We start from the raw sequence: 19,206 nt of genomic DNA on the forward strand, positions 1-19,206 counted from the left end.
AAACTCATGGAACAATCTTCCAATCAATCCGCCCATGAACAGCAATGGAATGAACACTGCCACCAACGACAGGCTCATGGACACCACTGTGAAACCAATCTGTCGCGCCCCCTTCAATGCCGCCACCATCGTCCGGTCGCCCTGCTCGATGAACCGAAATACGTTCTCAATCACCACAATCGCATCGTCCACCACAAACCCAACGGAAATGGTAATCGCCATCAGCGACAAGTTATCCAGGCTGTAGCCGAACAAATACATAAACCCGAAAGTTCCAGCCAGCGCGAGCGGCACCGTGATGCTGGCAATAAAGGTCGGCCAAAACCGGCGTAAAAATAAAAAGATCACCATCACCACCAACGCGATGCTTAGGAGCAGAGAGAATTGCACCTCCTCAACCGAGGCGCGAATGGTCGTGGTACGATCGCTAATGAGCCGGATCTTTACCGAAGGCGGTATCCATCGCTCCAGTTCCGGCAGCACCGCCTTGATCCGATCCACTGTTTCGATCACATTCGCATCGGGTTGCTTGAACACGATGACCAGCACCGCCCGATTGGTTCCTGCCCAACCTCCCACGCGCTCGTTCTCAACCCCTTCGAAAACCTTGCCCAGGGAACTTAACTTGATCGGGACATTGCTTTTGGTTGTCAGGATGAGAGATTGATAGTCCCCGGCATCCAGCAATTGATCATTGCTCTCAAGGGTGTAGCTGTCCCGCTCCCCATCAATGCTCCCCTTCGGCAAATCCACATTCACCTGGGAAAGATAGGTGCGCACATCTTCCAGTCCCATGCCAGTTGAAGCCAGCGCTGCCGGATTTACCTGCACTCGCACGGCGGATTTATCCGCGCCGCTGATGACCGCCTGGCTGACTCCCTCCACCTGACTTAACCGCTGCGCAATAATCGTGTCCGCCGCTTCATAAACATCGGTGGGCTTTAACGTGTCGGACGTCATCGCCAGAATCATGATCGGCGCATCGGCCGGGTTGACTTTCCGGTACGTGGGCGGGCTGGGCAGGTTGATGGGCAGATCACTCGCCGCCGCGCTGATCGCCGCCGCCACATCCCGCGCCGCTCCATCCACCTTCCGGTCCAGGTTGAATTGAATCGTCACCGAGGCGCCACCCAATGTGCTGATGGAGGTCATTTCGGAAACGCCTGCAATCTGCCCCAACCGCTTCTCCAGGGGTGCTGCCAGGGAGGACGCCACTGTCGCCGGGTCAGCGCCGGGCAGCGAAGCCGAAACCTGGATCATCGGAAAATCAACCCGCGGAATGGGCGCCACGGGCAATAATTTATAAGCCACAATCCCGAGCAGAAACAACCCGATGGCCAGCAGGGATGTCCCCACGGGTCTTCGTATAAATGGCTCGGAAATACTCATTGCTTCTCTGGATTGCTGCCACCCACTGCAACCGGCTTCAACCCACCCGCCGCCAGCGCCTCCTCGCCGCTCGGCACGCCATGTCGCGCCCGCCACCTCTGGACTCGGGCGCCAAATCTATCCAGATACAGGTAAATGACCGGCGTGGTGTAAAGCGTCAAAAATTGCGAGACCAACAATCCGCCCACAATGGCGATACCCATCGGCTTGCGCAATTCCGAGCCCGTCCCGTTGCCCAACGCCAGCGGCAGCGCTCCCAACAGCGCAGCCATGGTGGTCATCATGATCGGCCTGAACCGCAGCAGGCACGCCTTGTATATGGACTCCTCAGGCGGCAACTTTTCATCGCGCTCCGCCTCCAGGGCAAAGTCAATCATCATGATCGCGTTCTTTTTCACAATCCCGATGAGCAGAATAATCCCAATCAACGCAATCAATGAGAGGTCCATGCCGAAGATCAACAGCGCCAGCAACGCACCCACCCCGGCTGAAGGCAGCGTGGACAGAATGGTAATCGGGTGAATATAACTTTCATAAAGCACCCCCAGCACAATGTAGATGACCACCACCGCCGCCAAAATCAGAAAAGGCTCACTCTTCAAGGAACTGCGGAACTCTGCCGCACTCCCCGAAAACGTTGGCACCACGGTCTCCGGCAGGCCAATGTCTTTCTCCGCCTGCTGAATCGCCTTCACCGCCGCACCCAGTGAACCGCCGGGACTCAGATTGAACGACAGCGTCACCGCCGGGAACTGCCCCTCATGCGTAATCGCCAACGGCGCAGTCCTCGTTTGCACCTGCGCAAAGGCGCTCAATGGCACCATCTGCCCGGTGGTTGATTTTACGTAAATCTTTTCGAGCGATGCCGGCGTCAGTTGAAAGCCCGGCTCAGCTTCGAGCACCACCCGATACTGTGTCAACTGTGTGAATATGGTCGACACCTGCCGCTGCCCGAACGCGTCGTATAATGTGTCGTCAATGGCCTGCGGAATGATGTTGTAACGCGAGGCTTTATTGCGATCCACGTTGATGCTCGCCTGCAACCCGCCCGTCTGTTGATCTGAAGCCACGTCCGCCAACTCCGGCAGATCGCGCAATTTTTCCAGCAGCTTGGGCGCCCATTCCCCCAGTTCAGCCTCGTCGGCATCCTCCAACGTGTACTGATACTGTGTCCGGCTCACCCGGCTGTCGATTTGCACGTCCTGCACGGATTGCATGAAGAGCGAGATGCCCTGGATGTCTTTTGTCGCTTCGCGCAGCCGACTGATGACCTCATTCGCACCGGCTTTGCGCTCGTCGCGCGGCTTGAGGTTGATATACAGCCGCCCGCTGTTCACGGTTGCGTTCACCGAGCCGCCCCCCACAAAGGAAGCCACGCTCACCACGTCCGGATCCCTGGCCACGATATCCGCAACCTCCCGCTGCTTCGCCACCATCGCCTTGAATGAAATCGATTGCGCCGCATCCGTCACCCCGGTAATCAATCCCGTATCCTGCTGCGGCAACAAACCCTTCGGCACGATGACATACAACCAGATGGTTGCCACCAGGGTCGCAATCGCAACCAGCAGGGTGAAGAATTGATGCCGCATCACCCATTTCAACCCGCTCTCATACCAGTTGAGCATCCCTTGAAACATCCGCTCGGTGGCGTTGTAAAACCGCCCGTGTTTCTCCTGGCTCTCCGGCTTCAACAATCGCGCGCACATCATCGGCGTCAGTGTCAGTGACACGATCGCGGACACCACCACGGAGATGCTCAGCGTGATGGCAAATTCCCGGAACAATCGGCCCACAATTCCAGTCATGAACAAGAGTGGAATGAACACCGCAATGAGCGACACGCTCAGTGAAATAACCGTAAATCCGATTTGTCGCGCCCCTTTCAACGCCGCCTCCATCGGCGGCTCACCCATCTCGATGAAACGCACAATGTTCTCAATCATCACGATCGCATCATCCACCACAAACCCGGTCGCAATGGTCAAAGCCATCAGTGACAGATTGTCCAGCGTGAAACCAATCAGTTTCATCACACCAAATGTTCCAATGATGGCCAGCGGCAGCGCGACGCTCGGTATCACGGTCGCCCAAAATTTTCGCAGGAACACAAAGATCACCGCCACCACCAGCCCCACCGTCAATAACAGGGTGAACTGCACATCAGCAATGGAAGCCCGGATGGTTGTGGTGCGATCCGTGAGGATGTCGACTTTTACTGTGGGTGGTATCGACGCGCGCAACCTTGGCAATAACGCTTTAACCCGGTCGGCCGTTTCGATGATGTTCGCCCCGGGCTGCCGTTGAATGTCCAGTATGACTGCCGGCCTGTTATCCACCCAGCCCGCCAATCTCACATTCTCGACGTTATCAATGACCTGCCCGATGTCCCCCAGGCGCACCGGCGAACCGTTCTTGTACGCCACGATGACATTCTTGTACTCTTCCGCCGAAAAAATCTGGTCATTGGCTCCAATGGCATACGCCTGCCGCGCTCCATCAAAACTCCCTTTCGGGGCGTTCACATTGTTCTGCACCAGCGCCGTCCGGATATCCTCCATGCTGATGCCCAGGCCGGTGATCGCCGCCGGATTCACGCGCACCCGCACCGCCGGCTTTTGATTGCCTTCGATCGTCACCAATCCCACCCCGGCAACTTGACTTAACTTTTGCGCCAGCACCGTGTCCGCCAGGTCGTTTACCTTTTCCAACGGCAATGTATCCGAGGAAATTTCCAGTGTAATGATCGGGGTATCCGCCGGATTGACTTTGCTGTACGTCGGTGGGTTCGGCATTGTCTTGGGCAAATAACCGTTGGCCGCATTAATGGCCGCCTGCACGTCTTGTGCTGCGGCATCGATGTCCCGATCCAGGCCGAACTGCAACGTGATGCTGGAATTTCCGAAAGCGCTGATCGAGGTCATCTGCGATAGCCCGCTGATCTGCCCGAACTGCCGCTCCAGCGGCGTCGTCACTGACGATGCCATCACCTCCGGACTGGCTCCCGGATATTGTGCCGTGACCTGAATGGTTGGAAAATCCACCGCTGGCAACGCCGAGATCGGCAGCAGCACGTATCCGAGCAACCCCATCAACACCACACCCACCATGAGCAGCGCGGTTGCTACCGGACGTCGGATAAAAAGTTCAGAAATATTCACAGACTTATCGCCTTATTGCGGCTCAGAATTGGTCCTCCGATTTCCCGCCTTGCCGTCGCCAGGTTTCCCTTTCTGATAATTGCCAGGCTCTCCCCGCTTCTTATCAGCCTCGCCGCCGGTTTTCTGATCCCCCGTTCCACCAGTGGCCTGCCTGCCACCACCCTTGGTTTCTCCTGCCTGGCCTGCCTGGACTTTGGAACCGTTCTGCAACTTGTATTGGCCGTCTACCACCACATGTTCTCCAGCCTGCAAACCTTCGCTTATCAAGGCGATGCCATTGTCGATGCGGCCGACCTTAACGGGCTGCATCTTCACGGTTTGGTCATCATTGATGATGAATGCGAAAGCCCCCTCAGGCCCTTGTTGCACCACCGAGGCTGGCACCACCAGTCCGTTCGTTTGAACGGTAAGTAACAGCCGCGTATTTACGAACTGGCCCGGCCAAAGTTGCAGATCATCGTTCGGAAACGTGGCCTTCAATTTGATCGTGCCGGTGGTGGTATCGATTTGGTTGTCGATGACCGCCAGTTTGCCTTCCGCCAGCACCGTCTTGTTATCCCGCTCCACGGCCAACACTTTTAATTCTCCACTGGCCAGTTGTTGTTTGTGAATTTCGCCAAGATTTTGCTCCGGCAGTGTGAACATCACGGAAATGGGCTTGAGCTGTGTGATCACGACCAATCCGTTGGCATCGGTCGCATGCACAATATTACCGGCATCCACCACGCGAATGCCCGTCCTGCCAGCAATCGGTGATCTCACCGTTGTGTAGTTTAATTGTACTTGGGCGCTGTCAATCGCCGCCTGGTCCGCCTTGACGGCTGCATCAAGCTGGTCCACCAACGCTTTCGCCGTGTCGTCAATCGATTGGGCGACAATCTTCTGCTTTACCAATTCTTCATTGCGCTGGAGATCTATTTTGGCGTTGGCAAGTTGCGCTATGTCCTGGTTCTTCTTGGCTTCAGTCTGGCGCACTTGCGTCAGGAACGGCTGCGGATCAATCTCGGCCAATACTTCGTCCACAATCACATCCTGCCCTTCCTTGAAAGCGACTTTCTGCAATTGACCATCTACCCGCACATGTACCGTAACCGTATTCAAGGCCTGCACCGTCCCCAACCCATCCAGGTAAATCGGCACATCCTTTTGCTCCACAGTACCGGCAACCACGGGCACCGGCCCACCAGCACCCCGCCCTCCCGACCCGCCTTTTCCAGCCTGGTCCGTGGATGACTTCCGCTGATGTATCACCCAAAACACTCCCGCTCCCACGATCAGGATGAGGATCAGCCAGGTAAAGATGCTGCCCCCTAACGACTTGGGTCGCTGGCTTGGACTCGAATTGCGCCGCACTTGTATCGGCACCGTATGGCTTGGTGGCTGCTTGCTAGCTTTATCTTCCTGCATAACTATATGACCTTCAACTTTCCTAGAAGTTACAACTTACAGATTTCAAAATATGTTACATGTTGCTATTGTCAAAGGACGAAAACTAGAATAATTAAATTCAGTGCAAAGCTCTTCCCAGGACCATAATCGCAGTTTGATCCTTGAAACTGCCAAAACTCTCCTGCGCCGTTTTGGCGTGGATAAGCTCACAGTCATGGACATTGCACGGTCGTTGGATATGTCCCACGCCAATGTTTATCGCTTCTATAAAACTAAAGCGGAGATTCTGGATGCAATCATCGATGAATGGCTCTTGAAAGTGGAGTCTTTTGTCGAAAACATCGCCCAACGCCCCGTTTCCGCCACTGAACGCATTGAGGCTGTCGTCCTTGAATTGCACCGCAAACGCCGTGAAAAGCTGCTTGAAGATGCTGAATTTTATGAAACCTATCGGCGCGTGATTGAACTGCGACCCGATGTGGTGGCCAAACGCCGCGAAAAAATTCATAATGTCTTCAAAAAACTGGTGGAACAAGGCATTGAGAGTGGTGAGTTTACCTCGGCCGCCCCGGAGGAAGTGGCTACTGTTTTGAAGGATGCAACTTCGTTGTTTTTGCACCCATTGCTGATTCCAACCTGCCTGAACGAGGACACAGAACCCCGCGCTCGCGCCGTCGTTCGATACATTTTAGCTGGAATTTCCACCCAAAAGCCAAAATTATCGCCGATAATCGACGGCGTTTCAAATGCCGCCACCAACCTCATTCAGTAAGCTAAACTCCATGTCTCCCGGCTTCTTCCACTTTCGATTCAGCCCTGTTACAGTTTTGCCGTCCGACCGCGGGTCAGTAATTTTTATTTTCCTTTCCCTTAAACCAGCATATCATGCGCACCCGGCTTGAACCTCCGGGATATAATTGTTTGATAAACGAATCTTATGCCACTGACACATACTAAAGACCTGTTCGCCAAAGCTCTCAAAGGCAAATACGCCTTGGGCGCTTTCAACGTGAACAACATGGAACTGCTCCAGGCCATCATCGAAGCCTGCGAAGAGGAAAAAGCACCTGTAATGCTCCAAATCTCCAAGGGAGCCCGCCAGTATGCCAATCCCGTTTATCTCAAAAAGCTGATTGAAGCCGCTGTAAGCCTTTCCAATATCCCTATCGCGGTCCATTTGGACCACGGTGATTCCTTCGAACTCTGCAAGGAATGCATTGATGAAGGCTTCACCAGCGTGATGATCGATGCCTCGCACGATCCTTTCGAAAAGAACGTCGAAACCTGCCGCAAAGTTGTCGAATACGCTCACAAGCATAACTGCGTGGTGGAAGGCGAACTCGGCATGCTCGTCGGCGCCCAGCACGATGATGGCGAAGAAGGCGGTGCCTATTCCAAGGGCGGTGCCTACACTCACCCCGAGGAAGCAGTGCAGTTCGTGAAACAATCCGGCGTGGATTCCCTGGCCGTAGCCATCGGCAATTCCCACGGCGCTTACAAGTTCAAAGGCGAGCAACACCTCGACCTGGAACGTCTGAAAGCCATCAAGAAGGCGCTGATGGATGCCGGTCTCGGTGATTATCCGCTCGTGTTGCACGGCGCGTCCAGCGTGCCCAAGGATCTCGTCACGGAAATCAACAAATACGGCGGCAAGATGGGTGAGGAAACCGCTGGTGTTCCCGAAGCGGACATCGAAATCGCCCGCCGCGTCGGTTGCACCAAGGTCAACATTGACACCGACCTCCGCCTGGCCATGACCGCTGCCATCCGCAAAGCTTTCTTCGAAAATCCAAAAGAATTCGATCCTCGCAAATATATGGGCCCAGCCCGCACCAAGGTGAAAGACCTCGTTCGTCACAAGGTGCGCAATGTGCTCTGCTGCGCTGGACACGCTTTTGACTGATAGCAAGCACCCACTCCGCCCCCAACCTAACTGAAACGAAAGGCCGGTTCGCAAGAACCGGCCTTTTACTTTGTTTGGACTGCCATGTACTCTATTTGGCACCCCAACTCGCAAGCAAAGAGTCATCGTGTCACACATCGCTCGGCACAGTTTTTTGCCGAAATGTGCCATTATGGCTCTTTTCATACTGTTTGCAACATAAGCATATTTACCCAAATAATTATCGATTAACAACTTACAGTTTCGCAATCTGTCCGCCAGTGAGCTGGCATGCCTAAAGCTAAATAGACGTTGTAACGATTTATAACCCTACAGAAAGGATTAAGAGATATATGAATAACTTAACAAGATGGCAGCGGCCGGATCTCTCAGCCTGGCCCACGTTTGGCAAACTGTTTGGTCTGCGCAACGAATTAGAACGTTTATTTGACGTGCCGTTTTCGGAACTCGCCCAAGGCTCCAACCTTTTAAGCATTTGGAACCCGGCCATTGACGTTTACGAAGATAAAGACAACGTCACCGTCAAAGCCGAGCTTCCCGGAATGAAAAAGGAGGAAATCGAAGTCTCCCTGCACGATGGCGCCCTCGTCATCTCGGGTGAGCGCAAGAGTGAAGAGAAATTTGAAAACGCCGAAACTTATCGCGCTGAACGATTCGTCGGACGCTTCCATCGCACCGTGACACTCCCGTCCTCTGTCAAAGGCGACCAGGTCAAAGCGCAATATAAGGATGGCATCCTGACCATCACACTTCCGAAAGCGGAGGAAGCCAAACCAAAGCAAATCGAAGTCAACATCGCGTAAACAACCACCAACCCTGGCGGTAATCACCCGCCAGCCAATTTACCAAAGAAAGAAAGGAATTCTCCAATGAACGCAGTAGCCAATAATGAAACTCGCAAGAATCTGTCCACAGTGGAAAATAATGCCACCGGTAATCGCAAGTTCGTTTCTCCTGAGGTGAACATCTTTGAAACGAAGGACGGTTACGTGCTACAGGCCGAAATGCCGGGTGTCGACCGGGAAGGACTTGATATCACGTTGGAAGACAATCAACTCACCATCCTCGGCCACCGTCAACCGGAGTCCATCAATGCCTCCCTGCTCTATCGGGAATCCTCGAATGCGGATTACCGCAGGGTGTTCGAACTCGACCCGGCCATTGATACGGCGAAGATTAACGCCAAAATGGATCAAGGTGTTCTGACCCTCACCCTGCCAAAATCGGAACGGGTGAAACCGCGCAAAGTCACCATCAGTGACTGAGGTTATCAACGTCACTCTGTTGACCACTTTGCTGCTCAGGTCCCGCGGATTTCCCTGGCACTCCGCGGGACTTTTATTTCCACTTGCTTTCTTTTCTCCGCAAAGGCTGAGTAGGTGCAAATCGCATGCACGGAAAAGCTTTCCCTCCAACGGTTCTATTGCTGGCAACCCTCTTCACGTTCGCCAACCACCCGATCATGGCCCAGACCAACCAGGCCGCCGCCCTGTGGCTGGAAAATGCGCCGTCCGTCCCCGCCTTTTCCATTCCCGCCTCAAAATCAGCCTGGGAAAAGCAACGCCGGGAAACCCGCACCCAACTCTGGCAACTGCTCGGCAAACTCCCGCCCCGTCCCAAGGTCCCAAAGGTCGAAACCCTTTCGCGTGAAGACAAGGGCGATTATATCCTCGAAAAATTCCAGTTCGATAACGCCGCTGGCGCCACTGTGCCGGGCTACCTATTGCTTCCCAAAAACGTTTCCGCCAAAGCGCCCGCCATTCTGTACTGCCACTGGCATGGCGGTGAATATGACATCGGCAAGGATGAACTTTTCCAATCGAAACACACACCCGAACCTCCCGGCCCCGCCTTCGCCAAACGCGGCTATGTCGTGCTCGGAATTGATGCCTATTGCTTTGGCGAACGCAATGGCCATGGCCCCGGCGGTCCAACCGAAAAAGGAAATCCCGGCGAACTCACCGCCAGCAAATTCAACCTGTGGGTCGGTCGCACCTTGTGGGGCATGATTCTCCGCGACGACCTCATGGCTTTGGATTACCTCGCCTCACGCCCTGAAGTCGATGCGACTCGCATCGGCGTTACCGGCATGAGCATGGGCGCAACCCGCACCTGGTGGCTGATGGCTCTCGATGACCGCCCCAAAACCGGCGTCGCCATCGCCTGCCTTACTCGTTACCAAAATCTCATTCAACACGAGGCGCTTAAAGCCCACGGCGTTTACTATTTCGTTCCCGGCCTGCTCAATCATTTCGATACCGAAGCCGTCGTCTCACTGATCGCCCCCCGTCCCGCACTTTTCATGAATGGCGGTGACGATGCCGGCTCTCCCTCTGATGGCATTCACGTCATCGAATCGGTCGCCCGCCCCGCGTACCAGCTCTACAAAAAACCAGATTCCTTTCAGAGCACCATATATCCCGGTCAGGGGCATATCTATACTCAGGAAATGTGGGACCGCATGCTGGCTTGGATGGATCATAATTTGAAGGCCGAATAACTTCTCATAAAGCACGTGACTAAACGGCTTGGCAGATTGGCAGCGGGCTTGACGATTGGAATCATCCTGTTGCTGGGATGTGTATATGCTTTGACCAGGGCCATTGGGGATCAGCCGGAATTGTATGAAGGCAGATCGCTGGAATGGTGGCATGCCCAACTAAAGGGAACGGACCTTGTCGCCAGCAATCATGCCTGTGAAGTCTTTCTCACGAAAATCGAACCCCGCCTTGTTTATCAGATGACTCACGATACGAACGATTCTCAACTCAGACTGACAGCCATTGATTACCTTAATTCTTTGCCCGGAATTTCCATCTATTATACCCGCGCTGATAAGCGTCGGTTTTGTGCCGGTGTTGCCTTGGGGGATTGTGGGGTTCTGGCCAGGGAAACTTTTCCTACCCTCGTTCAGTTCGTAAAGGGACCGGACAGGGCCATCCGCGCCCCCGCCGCCCGCGCGCTGGGGTTGATCCATGAAGATCCCAATCGCGTTATCCCGGTCCTCATTTCCTGTCTGGACGATTCACAGGACGAACTGGTCCTTGCCGCGGCCGAATCACTTGGCAGGTTTGGAACAAATTCAACACCAGCGATTCCGAAGTTGCTCCCGCTTCTGAAAAATCATGACAAGGAATTCCAAATGATCATCCCGGGCGTGATTCAAAAAATTGATCCCGTCGCGCTTTCCCGCTCCACAGCCAAATAGTTTTCAGTCCAAACCTTAAAAAAACCAGCTCATACCCAGGTAAAACATGCTGGTGTTCAGGCCGAGGTTAGGTCGCTCAATTCCCGCATTGGAGATGTGCAGCAACCGATATTCGAAGGTGATGGCTGAATTGTCCCGCCAAAAATAATTTACGCCGCCTCCGGCCTGCAGATTAAATTGGAAAGTGCCCCCCAAATCCGGCTTCCCAATATCTGTCGCCGTAAGACCACCCCCAATGTCAACGAATGGAATGAAACAGGTCCCGGTCGCAAAATCGTATCTAAAAATGGCCGTACCTCCAGCCACATACGCATGATGCGGACGGTATTGCACCCCGCCAAAACCCTCTCCCAACAATTCCCAGTTGCCGCGATACCAATGCTCCTCACCCAACACATCGGTAAAAATCCAGCCATAATGGATTTTTCCCAAGGCCAGGTCATGCGCCTGTTTGCTGCCAAAAATCGACATGCCCAAACCGGCTCCAAATGCAAAACCCGCTTCCTTCGTTCCGGCTTTGAATCCTTCACCCGTGCCCGCCTTCCAAATTCCATGCTCCGGGGATTGATCCAGGCTTAATCTGGAATCCTGTTGTAGATGGAGCACCGGCGGCGCTTGGGAATCTTCTGCCTGAGCGCTGATTACTCCGCTCCCTAAAGTCAACAATGTCAACGCGAGCCCTGATATCCTATTTTCCATAAAAACCCTTTAGATCCTGTTATGTAAGTCGTGAAAGTTCATTTCAAACTTCAAAATCCCGGCCCCAATTCGCGCTACCATCGCTCATTAATCATTTAATGGCAACTCTGGTGGGGTACTTTCCGACCATCGGATTAAAAATGCTGTGCAATATTATTAGGGGAAAGGGGTTCAACGCCTTGAGCCTGGATCAAAAAGAAAGGGATGACGAATGAATGACGAGGCCAAGCCGCATCGGCCAGAAGCATCAAGGCCATCGGATAAGGACGAACGGCGCCCCTCTTTCTTCAAACGACCCGGGGTTATCATCGTTTTCGCCGTTCTCCTCGGCATCGTCTCCTATTTCGGCCTGCACTATTACATAAATTCAAAAGCTCATGAATCCACCGACGATGCCTTCATCGAAGCTGATGTTATCTCCATGGCTCCAAAGGTCGCCGGCCAGGTAATCGAGCTCCATGCAACAGATAACCGTCTGGTGAATCAAGGCGACCTGCTGCTCAGGATCGATCCGCGCGATTATGAAGCGAAGGTGAAAGAAAAAAATGCCGCCCTGAAATCGTCTGAAACGGGTCTGACCACCGCTAAATCCAGGCTGGAAGTCGCCCGCTCTGCCCTGACTGCCGCCGAGGCCAATCGCGCTCAATTGGAGGCTCAGGCGAACGCTGCCAAGGCTGAAGCCACCAAAGCTGAATCGGATCTGGAACGAAATAAGGAGCTGCTTGCGCGCAAAACCATTTCGCCTCAGGAGTTCGATACATTCCGCGCTACGGCAAAGACCACGGCAGCGAACTACGAGGCCGCCCGACAGAGGGTCGCCGCCGGGGAATCCCAGGTAAACCAGTCGCGTGCCGAACTCACCGCTGCTCAAATCGCCATTGAGACTGCGAACGCAGACATAAAGCTGGCACAAGCCAGCCTTCAAACCGCTGAGTTGAATCTCTCTTACACCCATATTCAGGCCCCGCTCACTGCGTATGTGACTCGAAGGGCCGTGGACGTTGGCTCTTACCTTCAAATCGGCCAAAACATTATGGCACTGGTGCCCACCAATATTTACGTGGTCGCCAACTTCAAGGAAAACCAGCTCCATTACATGCGGCCTGGCCAGGCTGTTGAAATCGATGTCAGTGCCTATCCCCATCAACCTTATCGCGGACACGTCGACAGCATTCAACAAGGCAGCGGCGCTCGCTTCAGTCTCCTCCCCCCGGAAAATGCCGTCGGCAACTTCGTAAAAGTTGTGCAACGCGTTCCAGTAAAGATTCTCTTCGATGAACCTTTGAATCCAAAACTGGTGTTCGGCCCAGGCATGTCGGTCGAACCCAGCGTCAGGGTGCGAAATATTTATTTATCGCCCATCCTTTTGTTATTCATTGCAATCATTGTGACGCTCGTCATTGCCTGGCTCGGCCTGCGCTGGGCCGTCAGGTCCCGAAATAAGGAGACGCAGGAAACTGAGCCGGGAGAAGTTCACCATGCCCCCGCAAAAGCCTGATGCCGGCCAACTGTGGAAACCGAGCCATAACCCCTGGCTCATCGCTGTCTCGGTCATGTTGGCGACGTTCATGGAGGTGCTCGACACTTCTGTGGCCAATGTTGCCCTGCCGCATATTGCCGGCAGTCTCGCGGCCAGCACGGAACAATCGACCTGGGTGTTGACCAGCTATCTCATCTCCAATGCCATCGTTTTGCCCATCACCGGCTGGCTGGCAAATCGTTTCGGTCGGAAGTCCCTTCTTTTAGTTTGCATCATGATCTTTACCATTTCCTCTGCGCTCTGTGGCATGGCAACCAGTCTCGGATTTTTAATTGTCGCCCGCATCATCCAGGGCGCGGGTGGCGGCGCTTTGCAACCCATTTCACAGGCAGTTTTACTCGAAAGCTTTCCTCCGGCTAAACGTGGACAGGCCATGGCGGTATTCGCCATGGGCGTCGTGGTCGCTCCAATTCTCGGGCCAACTCTCGGTGGCTGGATTACCGATAACTACTCCTGGCGATGGATTTTCTACATCAACATACCGATCGGTGCGTTGGCCGTTTTTATGTGCCAGGCATTCGTGCAGGATCCTCCTTATATTCAAAGGGCCAGGACGAGTGTGGATTGGTATGGCTTCGCCTTCCTGGCTCTCTGGCTGGGTACCCTTCAGGTGGTTCTCGACAAGGGCCAGGAGGTAGACTGGTTCGCTTCCGGTTGGATTCTCTGGTTCAGCATCATTTCCGGCTGCTCTCTCATCGCCTTCGTGATTCGCGAACTAACCACCGACCACCCCATTGTGGATCTCTGTATTTTCAAAAACCGCAACTTCGCGGTCGGCGTCTCTCTCATGGCCGTGGTGGGCGCAGTGCTCTACGGCACCACGGCCGCCATACCACTGTTTCTTCAGACCTTGCTTCCCTTCCCGGCCCTGCAGGCTGGAATAGCCCTCAGCCCGCGCGGCATGGCCGCCTTCGTCGGCAGCATCATCGTCGGACGATTGGTGGGAAAAGTAAAAAACCGGGTCATGATTGGCTTCGGCTTTGCCACGCTCGCGGTATCGTCTTTCATGCTCGGTCGAATCAACCTCGACATCGGCATGGCTTACATTATCTGGCCTTCAATTATCAATGGCATCGCCCTGAGCTTTATTTTCGTCCCGCTCACCACCGCCACCATGGGGCACTTGGAACAGCACCTTATTGGCAACGCCACCGGCATCTTCAATCTCATGCGCAATCTGGGCGGCAGCTTCGGTATCTCTGCGGTGCAAACACTCATCGCCCGCCGCGCACAAATACATCAGGCGCTCATGGTTCACAATCTCACCCCTTATGATCCCGCTTTCGTTCAAGCTCTGCAAGGCGCTCAAGCTGCCCTCAGTGCACATGCCAGTCCGGTCGATGCCCAACATCAAGCCTTGGGACTCATCAACAACATGCTGCAACAGCAAGCCTCGCTTTGGGCTTTCGTCGATAATTTCCGCATCTTCGGCTTTCTCTGCCTGGCCTGTATTCCCCTGGTATTCCTGTTCAAGAAAGTAAAAGCAAAACCCGGCGCCATTCCGATGCACTAACCGCATCGGCTACTGCCATCCACAATGCCTCACGGCCTTCGGAGCCGGAAGAATTGATTGCCACTGGATGAACTTACAACCACGCGATTGGTATTATTCACGACCGTAGGGGCCACATTCACCGTGCTCCACGATATCGGCGCACCCCAACTGGATGCCGATTCCAAAACAAAACCGGTCGGATAAATCGGCCAGCTCAACACCGCCGTATTATTGGAGCACCCGCTCTTAAGCGGCATCGTGAAAAACTCGAAAGCAAGGCTATACGTTTCGTTCAGGCTGGGTGTAATTCCCGCATGCTTGAGCACCTGCAGATCATAGCGCCCCGGAGGCAGCTTGGTTAGTAAGAGATGCTCCACGTTATCCACCGCACTGGTGCTGGCCGCAATCAGGCCGCCGGAATTCACACTGTATAAAAACAAATCCAAATTATTGATGGATGTCGCGTTTGCCTGCTTGTTCCAGACCAGCGTCGCCGTTGCGGTAAAAATCGCGTTGCCGGCACTATTGGTGAGATTGAAATAGTAATGGTTGACCGAATCGTTCACCGGAGAACCACTGCTCGTGTTGAAATCCCAACCACTCAAGATTGCCTGTGTTCCAGCGGCACCGGTCGGCGGATGCGGATTGCCCGCGGAAACCGTGCTGGTGGCATTAAACCCGTTCTTGCCGCCCAGTAATTGATGATAGGAATTAAAAATATTGAGCACGCCGGCCCCATAACGCGCATCCAGGGGAGAAGAACTGCTGTTGGTCCAATCCACTGGTTTGATCGCCCCATTCATCAGCAATGCTTTCAGCACGCGAATATCCGCCGCGGAATTGGTATCGCTCCCCCCATCTCCCCGCAACGCCGCTTGTAACAGGAGCAACGCGCAACCTGTAACCTCCGCCGTCGAATAGCTGGTCACCTGCTCCGGCGCCGTAATGTCCGGCTTTGCGCGACCGTTATCCGTCGTCGGCCCCACACTGGACAAGCCTTGATAAGCACCGACACCAATCCCGTTATACGAAGTCCCCGGTGCGGTCACCGCCCCGCCATTGGCCACCGCCGATACGAATAATGTGTTGTACTGAGCTGCATAATCATCAAAATTGGCATCTGTTTGCTGTTGTTCTGCCGAAGTCTGAACCCCAAAGCTATAGCTCTGATTTACGATGCGTGCATTAATCGGCGGTGGAAACGTCACGGCAATAATTGAAGTATAAAAATACTCCGCATCATAATTATCCACGTGCGCCACATTCGTTGCAATCGGCCCTCCCAACCCGTAAATGTAGCCACCCACCGCATCCGCATGACCCGAATTTAAACCCACGGAGTTCGGATAAGTGTTCGCTGTCCCCACAGTACTGTAATAAGTGAAAAGACTCGCCGGCTGGCTCACATTGCCGGGATTAACCTCAAAACCCGGGGGAGATCCGCCTGCATTAGCCTCCACCTGCGCCACTTTGATCCCGGCTCCATTCAGATTGGTCGTGGTCTGCCTCAACAGCGTGACCCCGATCGTGTCCATGATGCTGGATGCGTAAGTTGTGTGTCCGGAAAACGCAAAAATCAATACCAGGACTACCGGTCGCCATTTAAAGATATTTTTACTCATTCTTCACCTGGGCAACATTATTTTATATCGTGTTCCGAATCAGAAAACAGCAATTTCCATACCCAGGCATGCGTTTTTGCGATATGCAGAATGCCTTAAGAAAAAGAAGCTTACATCCAAAAAAGTGTTTTATCAGTCATCGAATGAAGATGGCCTTTCAGTAAAGAAAACCTTTGAAGTTATGCTGAAATCGATTTACGCCAATCCAGTGTATCGGCAGAAAAATAAGATTTGGTCAGTGAAATCCGGTAATTCCAATGGTTCAATGCCAAATGCATCGTTTGCCAACTGGCAGGCCTCCTTAAGATCAACCGTTGATGCGACTGAACCGGCGCTCCCCGTCATGGACGGTTTGTTACCCTTGGCGATCATGACGCGTGTCGGCTAACCTTTCTGCAATTCCAGCCAGAATCTGCTACCCTGGCCGGCTTCAGACTCCACTCCCACCCTGCCGTTCATCCGTTCCGCCGCCTTACGCACAATTGCCAATCCAATCCCGGTTCCTTCGTGGTCCTTATTTAGCTTCTGGAATATTCCAAAAATCTTCTCCTGTGCATTCTTGGGGATGCCAATTCCGTTGTCTTCAAACCATAGTCGCACCCGATCACTTCTTTCTTCCGCCCAAATGCACACCTTCGGCCCCATCCCCGGACTCACAAACTTGACCGCGTTGCCCAGCAGGTTGGAAATACACTGTGTCAAGGCGGCTTCGTTGGCGCTCACCATCGGAATTGGACCATCGATGACAATCTCCGCCTGCGAAAGCTGCAGGTTGGGATAGCTTTCAACTATTCCGCGAATCAGCTTCTCAAGATCCACGGTTTCCATTTTTAATTCCACCTGCGATGCCCTGCTGAATATCAGCACATCCTGGATCAAGCGATCCATGCGGCTCGCCGATGTTGTGATCCGCCGGAGGTAATCGCTCCCCTCTGGTCCCACTTTGTTTCCGCAATCCTCCTGCAACGCCTGTGCAAATCCCTGCATCGAACGCAACGGGGCTCTTAAATCATGTGATATGCTGTAAGAAAAAGCTTCCAGGTCGCCAATCGTTTCCTGCAATTTCACAGTCCGCTCCTGCACCAGCTTTTCCAGATGCTTGGCTCGTGATTGCAACAATTCCTGGATTTCCCGCAATGCTTCCGTGGTGCGAACTCGCTCAGTGATATCATGGTTCAAAACCACGACACCCATCACTTTTCCACCTTCCACCACTGGCACCGTGGCATTCGCCAAAACTTTCCTTAAGCCATCAAAACTCTCGATATCCACCACTTCATCAAGAATGACTTTGCCGGTTCGAAAGCTGCGTGCGCCGCCCCATTCTTCCCCGGTAATCCGCTGGTCGGTTCCGTGACGCCACGCCTTATATTCGCCAAACTGATCGACGCCAACGTATCGGACGTCGCTCCAAATATTCTTGGCGGCGGGGTTTCCATAAATAATTTTCCCTTCCTGGTTGATGAACCAGACTCCCACCGGCAAATGTTCCAAAATTGCACGCTGCCGTGCCTCAGCCTCGCGCAAGGCATTCTCAACCAATCGTTGCTCCGTGATATCTGAGATTGTGCCTGCCCATTCCTGCAAAACTCCACTCTCATCCCTGAATGGAATCCCGCGCACTGACAGCCACCGCCACTGGCCATCTTTGCGGCAAACGCGGTAGTCGATGATATAGTCTCGTCCCTCCTGTAAGGCCCGCTCAAAATCCTTTCGCACACGTTCCTTGTCCTCGGGATGCACCGCTTCCAGCCAACCCCATCCTCGTGACTGCTCTGGTTCTTGACCGGTTAATTCATTCCACCAGCGGTCTGCTTCCGGCTGCGCCTCGGACTGCTTCGTTTGATCGAGACAATGCCGCCAAACACAATGACTGCTGGCCACCACCAACATGCGGAATCGCTCCTCGCTTCGTCTCAACTGCTCCTGTGCAACCTTGAAATCATGAATGTCTGTCGCCGTCCCAATCCAGTCTTCTATCGTGCCGTCAGCTCCCCTTGCTGGGAACCACGCGTGCCATATGCCAGCGGTATTCTCCGTCATGCCTCCTGAGTCGATACTGCAGTTCGTATGCCGCTCCTTTCGATATGCCGGCACCTCGGGCCTGGAAGGTTGTCGCCATGTCATCCGGATGAACAAAGTCCGACCAATTCCAATTCTTATTTCGCGGATCTTCTCCTATATAGGCATACCAACGCTCGTTGACGTAGAGTTTTTCACCAGCCGGATCATTGATCCAGACTTGTTGGTGCATGCAATTGATGAGCGTGCGGAACCGCTCTTCACTGGCTCGCAACACCTCCGCCGCCTGCTTCTGTTCGGTGATCTCCGTCGTTAGTAGCGTCAACCCTTCAGGCGTGGGAAAGGCCCGGTTCTCAAACCATCGTTTATACGACTCGTGATAGTATTCAAACTGCACCGGCACTTGTTGTTCGATGACCCTCTTCAGTTCAGTCTCCAACAGTGTGCCTGCCGCATCTGGAAACACCTCGGTCAGCAGCCTGCCCACTATTTGCTCACGCAACATCCCGCTGGCCTGCAACATGCGGTCATTCACGTAGGTATAGCGCAACTCCTTGTCCAGCATGAGGCACATGTCGCTGACACTGTTCATCACCATTTCCAGCTGCTTCTTCACCGCCTCTGCCTCCGCCACCAGTCCCCTTTCATGCCCGGTCATGGTTCCAGTTGCCGCCCTATGTTCCGGCTGACCATGGTCTGAAGTCGAAAAACTGCTGTTCATGCTTGATTACACTCTTATTTGGAAATGGTTGAAATGACACGCGGCAAGTTGTTTCTC

16 protein-coding genes are annotated in these 19,206 nt (G+C 53.7%); 9 read left to right on the forward strand and 7 right to left on the reverse strand.

Annotated elements, in window-relative coordinates; translation table 11 throughout:
* From CFLAV_RS28410 to CFLAV_RS28420, 3 genes are all read right to left on the reverse strand, one after another.
* On the reverse strand, window positions 1-1,389 hold a 1,389-nt coding region (locus CFLAV_RS28410; protein ID WP_007418371.1), incomplete at its 3' end, for an efflux RND transporter permease subunit.
* Window positions 1,386-4,550, reverse strand: coding sequence for a multidrug efflux RND transporter permease subunit (locus CFLAV_RS28415; RefSeq protein ID WP_040550603.1), 3,165 nt, complete (start codon window positions 4,548-4,550; stop codon window positions 1,386-1,388). The genes CFLAV_RS28410 and CFLAV_RS28415, both read right to left, overlap by 4 nt.
* A 12-nt stretch (window positions 4,551-4,562) precedes the next feature.
* Entirely contained in the window at window positions 4,563-5,957 is a 1,395-nt protein-coding gene (locus CFLAV_RS28420) for an efflux RND transporter periplasmic adaptor subunit (protein ID WP_007418373.1), read from the reverse strand.
* Window positions 5,958-6,060: 103 nt separating this feature from the next.
* Here CFLAV_RS28420 and CFLAV_RS28425 point away from each other — a divergent pair, with 103 nt between their 5' ends.
* From CFLAV_RS28425 to CFLAV_RS28450, 6 genes are all read left to right on the forward strand, one after another.
* Window positions 6,061-6,711 carry a TetR/AcrR family transcriptional regulator gene (locus CFLAV_RS28425; RefSeq protein ID WP_007418374.1) on the forward strand — a complete coding sequence of 217 codons (651 nt, stop codon included), beginning with the start codon at window positions 6,061-6,063 and terminating at the stop codon, window positions 6,709-6,711.
* Window positions 6,712-6,876: 165 nt separating this feature from the next.
* Complete coding sequence (locus CFLAV_RS28430) at window positions 6,877-7,842, forward strand: ketose-bisphosphate aldolase (RefSeq protein ID WP_007418375.1); 966 nt, start codon at window positions 6,877-6,879, stop codon at window positions 7,840-7,842.
* A gap of 332 nt (window positions 7,843-8,174) precedes the next feature.
* Window positions 8,175-8,645 (forward strand): Hsp20/alpha crystallin family protein, encoded by a 471-nt coding sequence (locus CFLAV_RS28435; protein ID WP_007418376.1) that lies wholly within the window; start codon window positions 8,175-8,177, stop codon window positions 8,643-8,645.
* A 66-nt stretch (window positions 8,646-8,711) separates the two neighbouring features.
* A complete protein-coding gene (locus CFLAV_RS28440) occupies window positions 8,712-9,107 on the forward strand; it encodes an Hsp20/alpha crystallin family protein (protein WP_007418377.1) in 396 nt (131 codons plus the stop codon).
* 125 nt (window positions 9,108-9,232) lie between these two features.
* A complete protein-coding gene (locus tag CFLAV_RS28445; RefSeq protein WP_007418378.1) occupies window positions 9,233-10,342 on the forward strand; it encodes an alpha/beta hydrolase family protein in 1,110 nt (369 codons plus the stop codon).
* A 15-nt stretch (window positions 10,343-10,357) separates the two neighbouring features.
* Window positions 10,358-11,050, forward strand: coding sequence for a HEAT repeat domain-containing protein (locus CFLAV_RS28450; protein ID WP_007418379.1), 693 nt, complete (start codon window positions 10,358-10,360; stop codon window positions 11,048-11,050).
* A 15-nt stretch (window positions 11,051-11,065) separates the two neighbouring features.
* Here CFLAV_RS28450 and CFLAV_RS33360 read toward each other — a convergent pair whose 3' ends face one another.
* Window positions 11,066-11,749: an acyloxyacyl hydrolase gene (locus CFLAV_RS33360; RefSeq protein WP_007418380.1), complete on the reverse strand. Its 684-nt coding sequence runs from the start codon at window positions 11,747-11,749 to the stop codon at window positions 11,066-11,068.
* Between the two features lie 211 nt (window positions 11,750-11,960).
* On the opposite strand from CFLAV_RS33360, the gene CFLAV_RS28460 reads away from it, so the two are divergent.
* Both CFLAV_RS28460 and CFLAV_RS28465 read left to right on the forward strand, forming a co-directional pair.
* Window positions 11,961-13,247 carry an HlyD family secretion protein gene (locus CFLAV_RS28460; RefSeq protein ID WP_007418382.1) on the forward strand — a complete coding sequence of 429 codons (1,287 nt, stop codon included), beginning with the start codon at window positions 11,961-11,963 and terminating at the stop codon, window positions 13,245-13,247.
* Window positions 13,228-14,802 carry a DHA2 family efflux MFS transporter permease subunit gene (locus CFLAV_RS28465; RefSeq protein WP_007418383.1) on the forward strand — a complete coding sequence of 525 codons (1,575 nt, stop codon included), beginning with the start codon at window positions 13,228-13,230 and terminating at the stop codon, window positions 14,800-14,802. Before CFLAV_RS28460 ends, CFLAV_RS28465 begins: the two co-directional genes overlap by 20 nt.
* Window positions 14,803-14,831: 29 nt before the next feature.
* Here the strand turns inward: CFLAV_RS28465 and CFLAV_RS28470 are convergent, their stop codons facing one another.
* Window positions 14,832-16,406 carry a S8/S53 family peptidase gene (locus tag CFLAV_RS28470; RefSeq protein WP_007418384.1) on the reverse strand — a complete coding sequence of 525 codons (1,575 nt, stop codon included), beginning with the start codon at window positions 16,404-16,406 and terminating at the stop codon, window positions 14,832-14,834.
* A 181-nt stretch (window positions 16,407-16,587) separates the two neighbouring features.
* On the opposite strand from CFLAV_RS28470, the gene CFLAV_RS35295 reads away from it, so the two are divergent.
* Entirely contained in the window at window positions 16,588-16,794 is a 207-nt protein-coding gene (locus tag CFLAV_RS35295; protein WP_150107648.1) for a hypothetical protein, read from the forward strand.
* Here the strand turns inward: CFLAV_RS35295 and CFLAV_RS33365 are convergent.
* Together CFLAV_RS33365 and CFLAV_RS28485 are read right to left on the reverse strand one after the other, a co-directional pair.
* Window positions 16,791-18,449, reverse strand: coding sequence for a sensor histidine kinase (locus CFLAV_RS33365; protein ID WP_007418386.1), 1,659 nt, complete (start codon window positions 18,447-18,449; stop codon window positions 16,791-16,793). The two genes, CFLAV_RS35295 and CFLAV_RS33365, sit on opposite strands and share 4 nt — an antisense overlap.
* Entirely contained in the window at window positions 18,394-19,149 is a 756-nt protein-coding gene (locus tag CFLAV_RS28485) for a PAS domain-containing protein (RefSeq protein WP_007418387.1), read from the reverse strand. Before CFLAV_RS28485 ends, CFLAV_RS33365 begins: the two co-directional genes overlap by 56 nt.
* Between the last annotated feature and the right edge of the window lie 57 nt (window positions 19,150-19,206).

The sequence above is a fragment of the Pedosphaera parvula Ellin514 genome (assembly GCF_000172555.1).
Classification (GTDB): domain Bacteria; phylum Verrucomicrobiota; class Verrucomicrobiia; order Limisphaerales; family Pedosphaeraceae; genus Pedosphaera.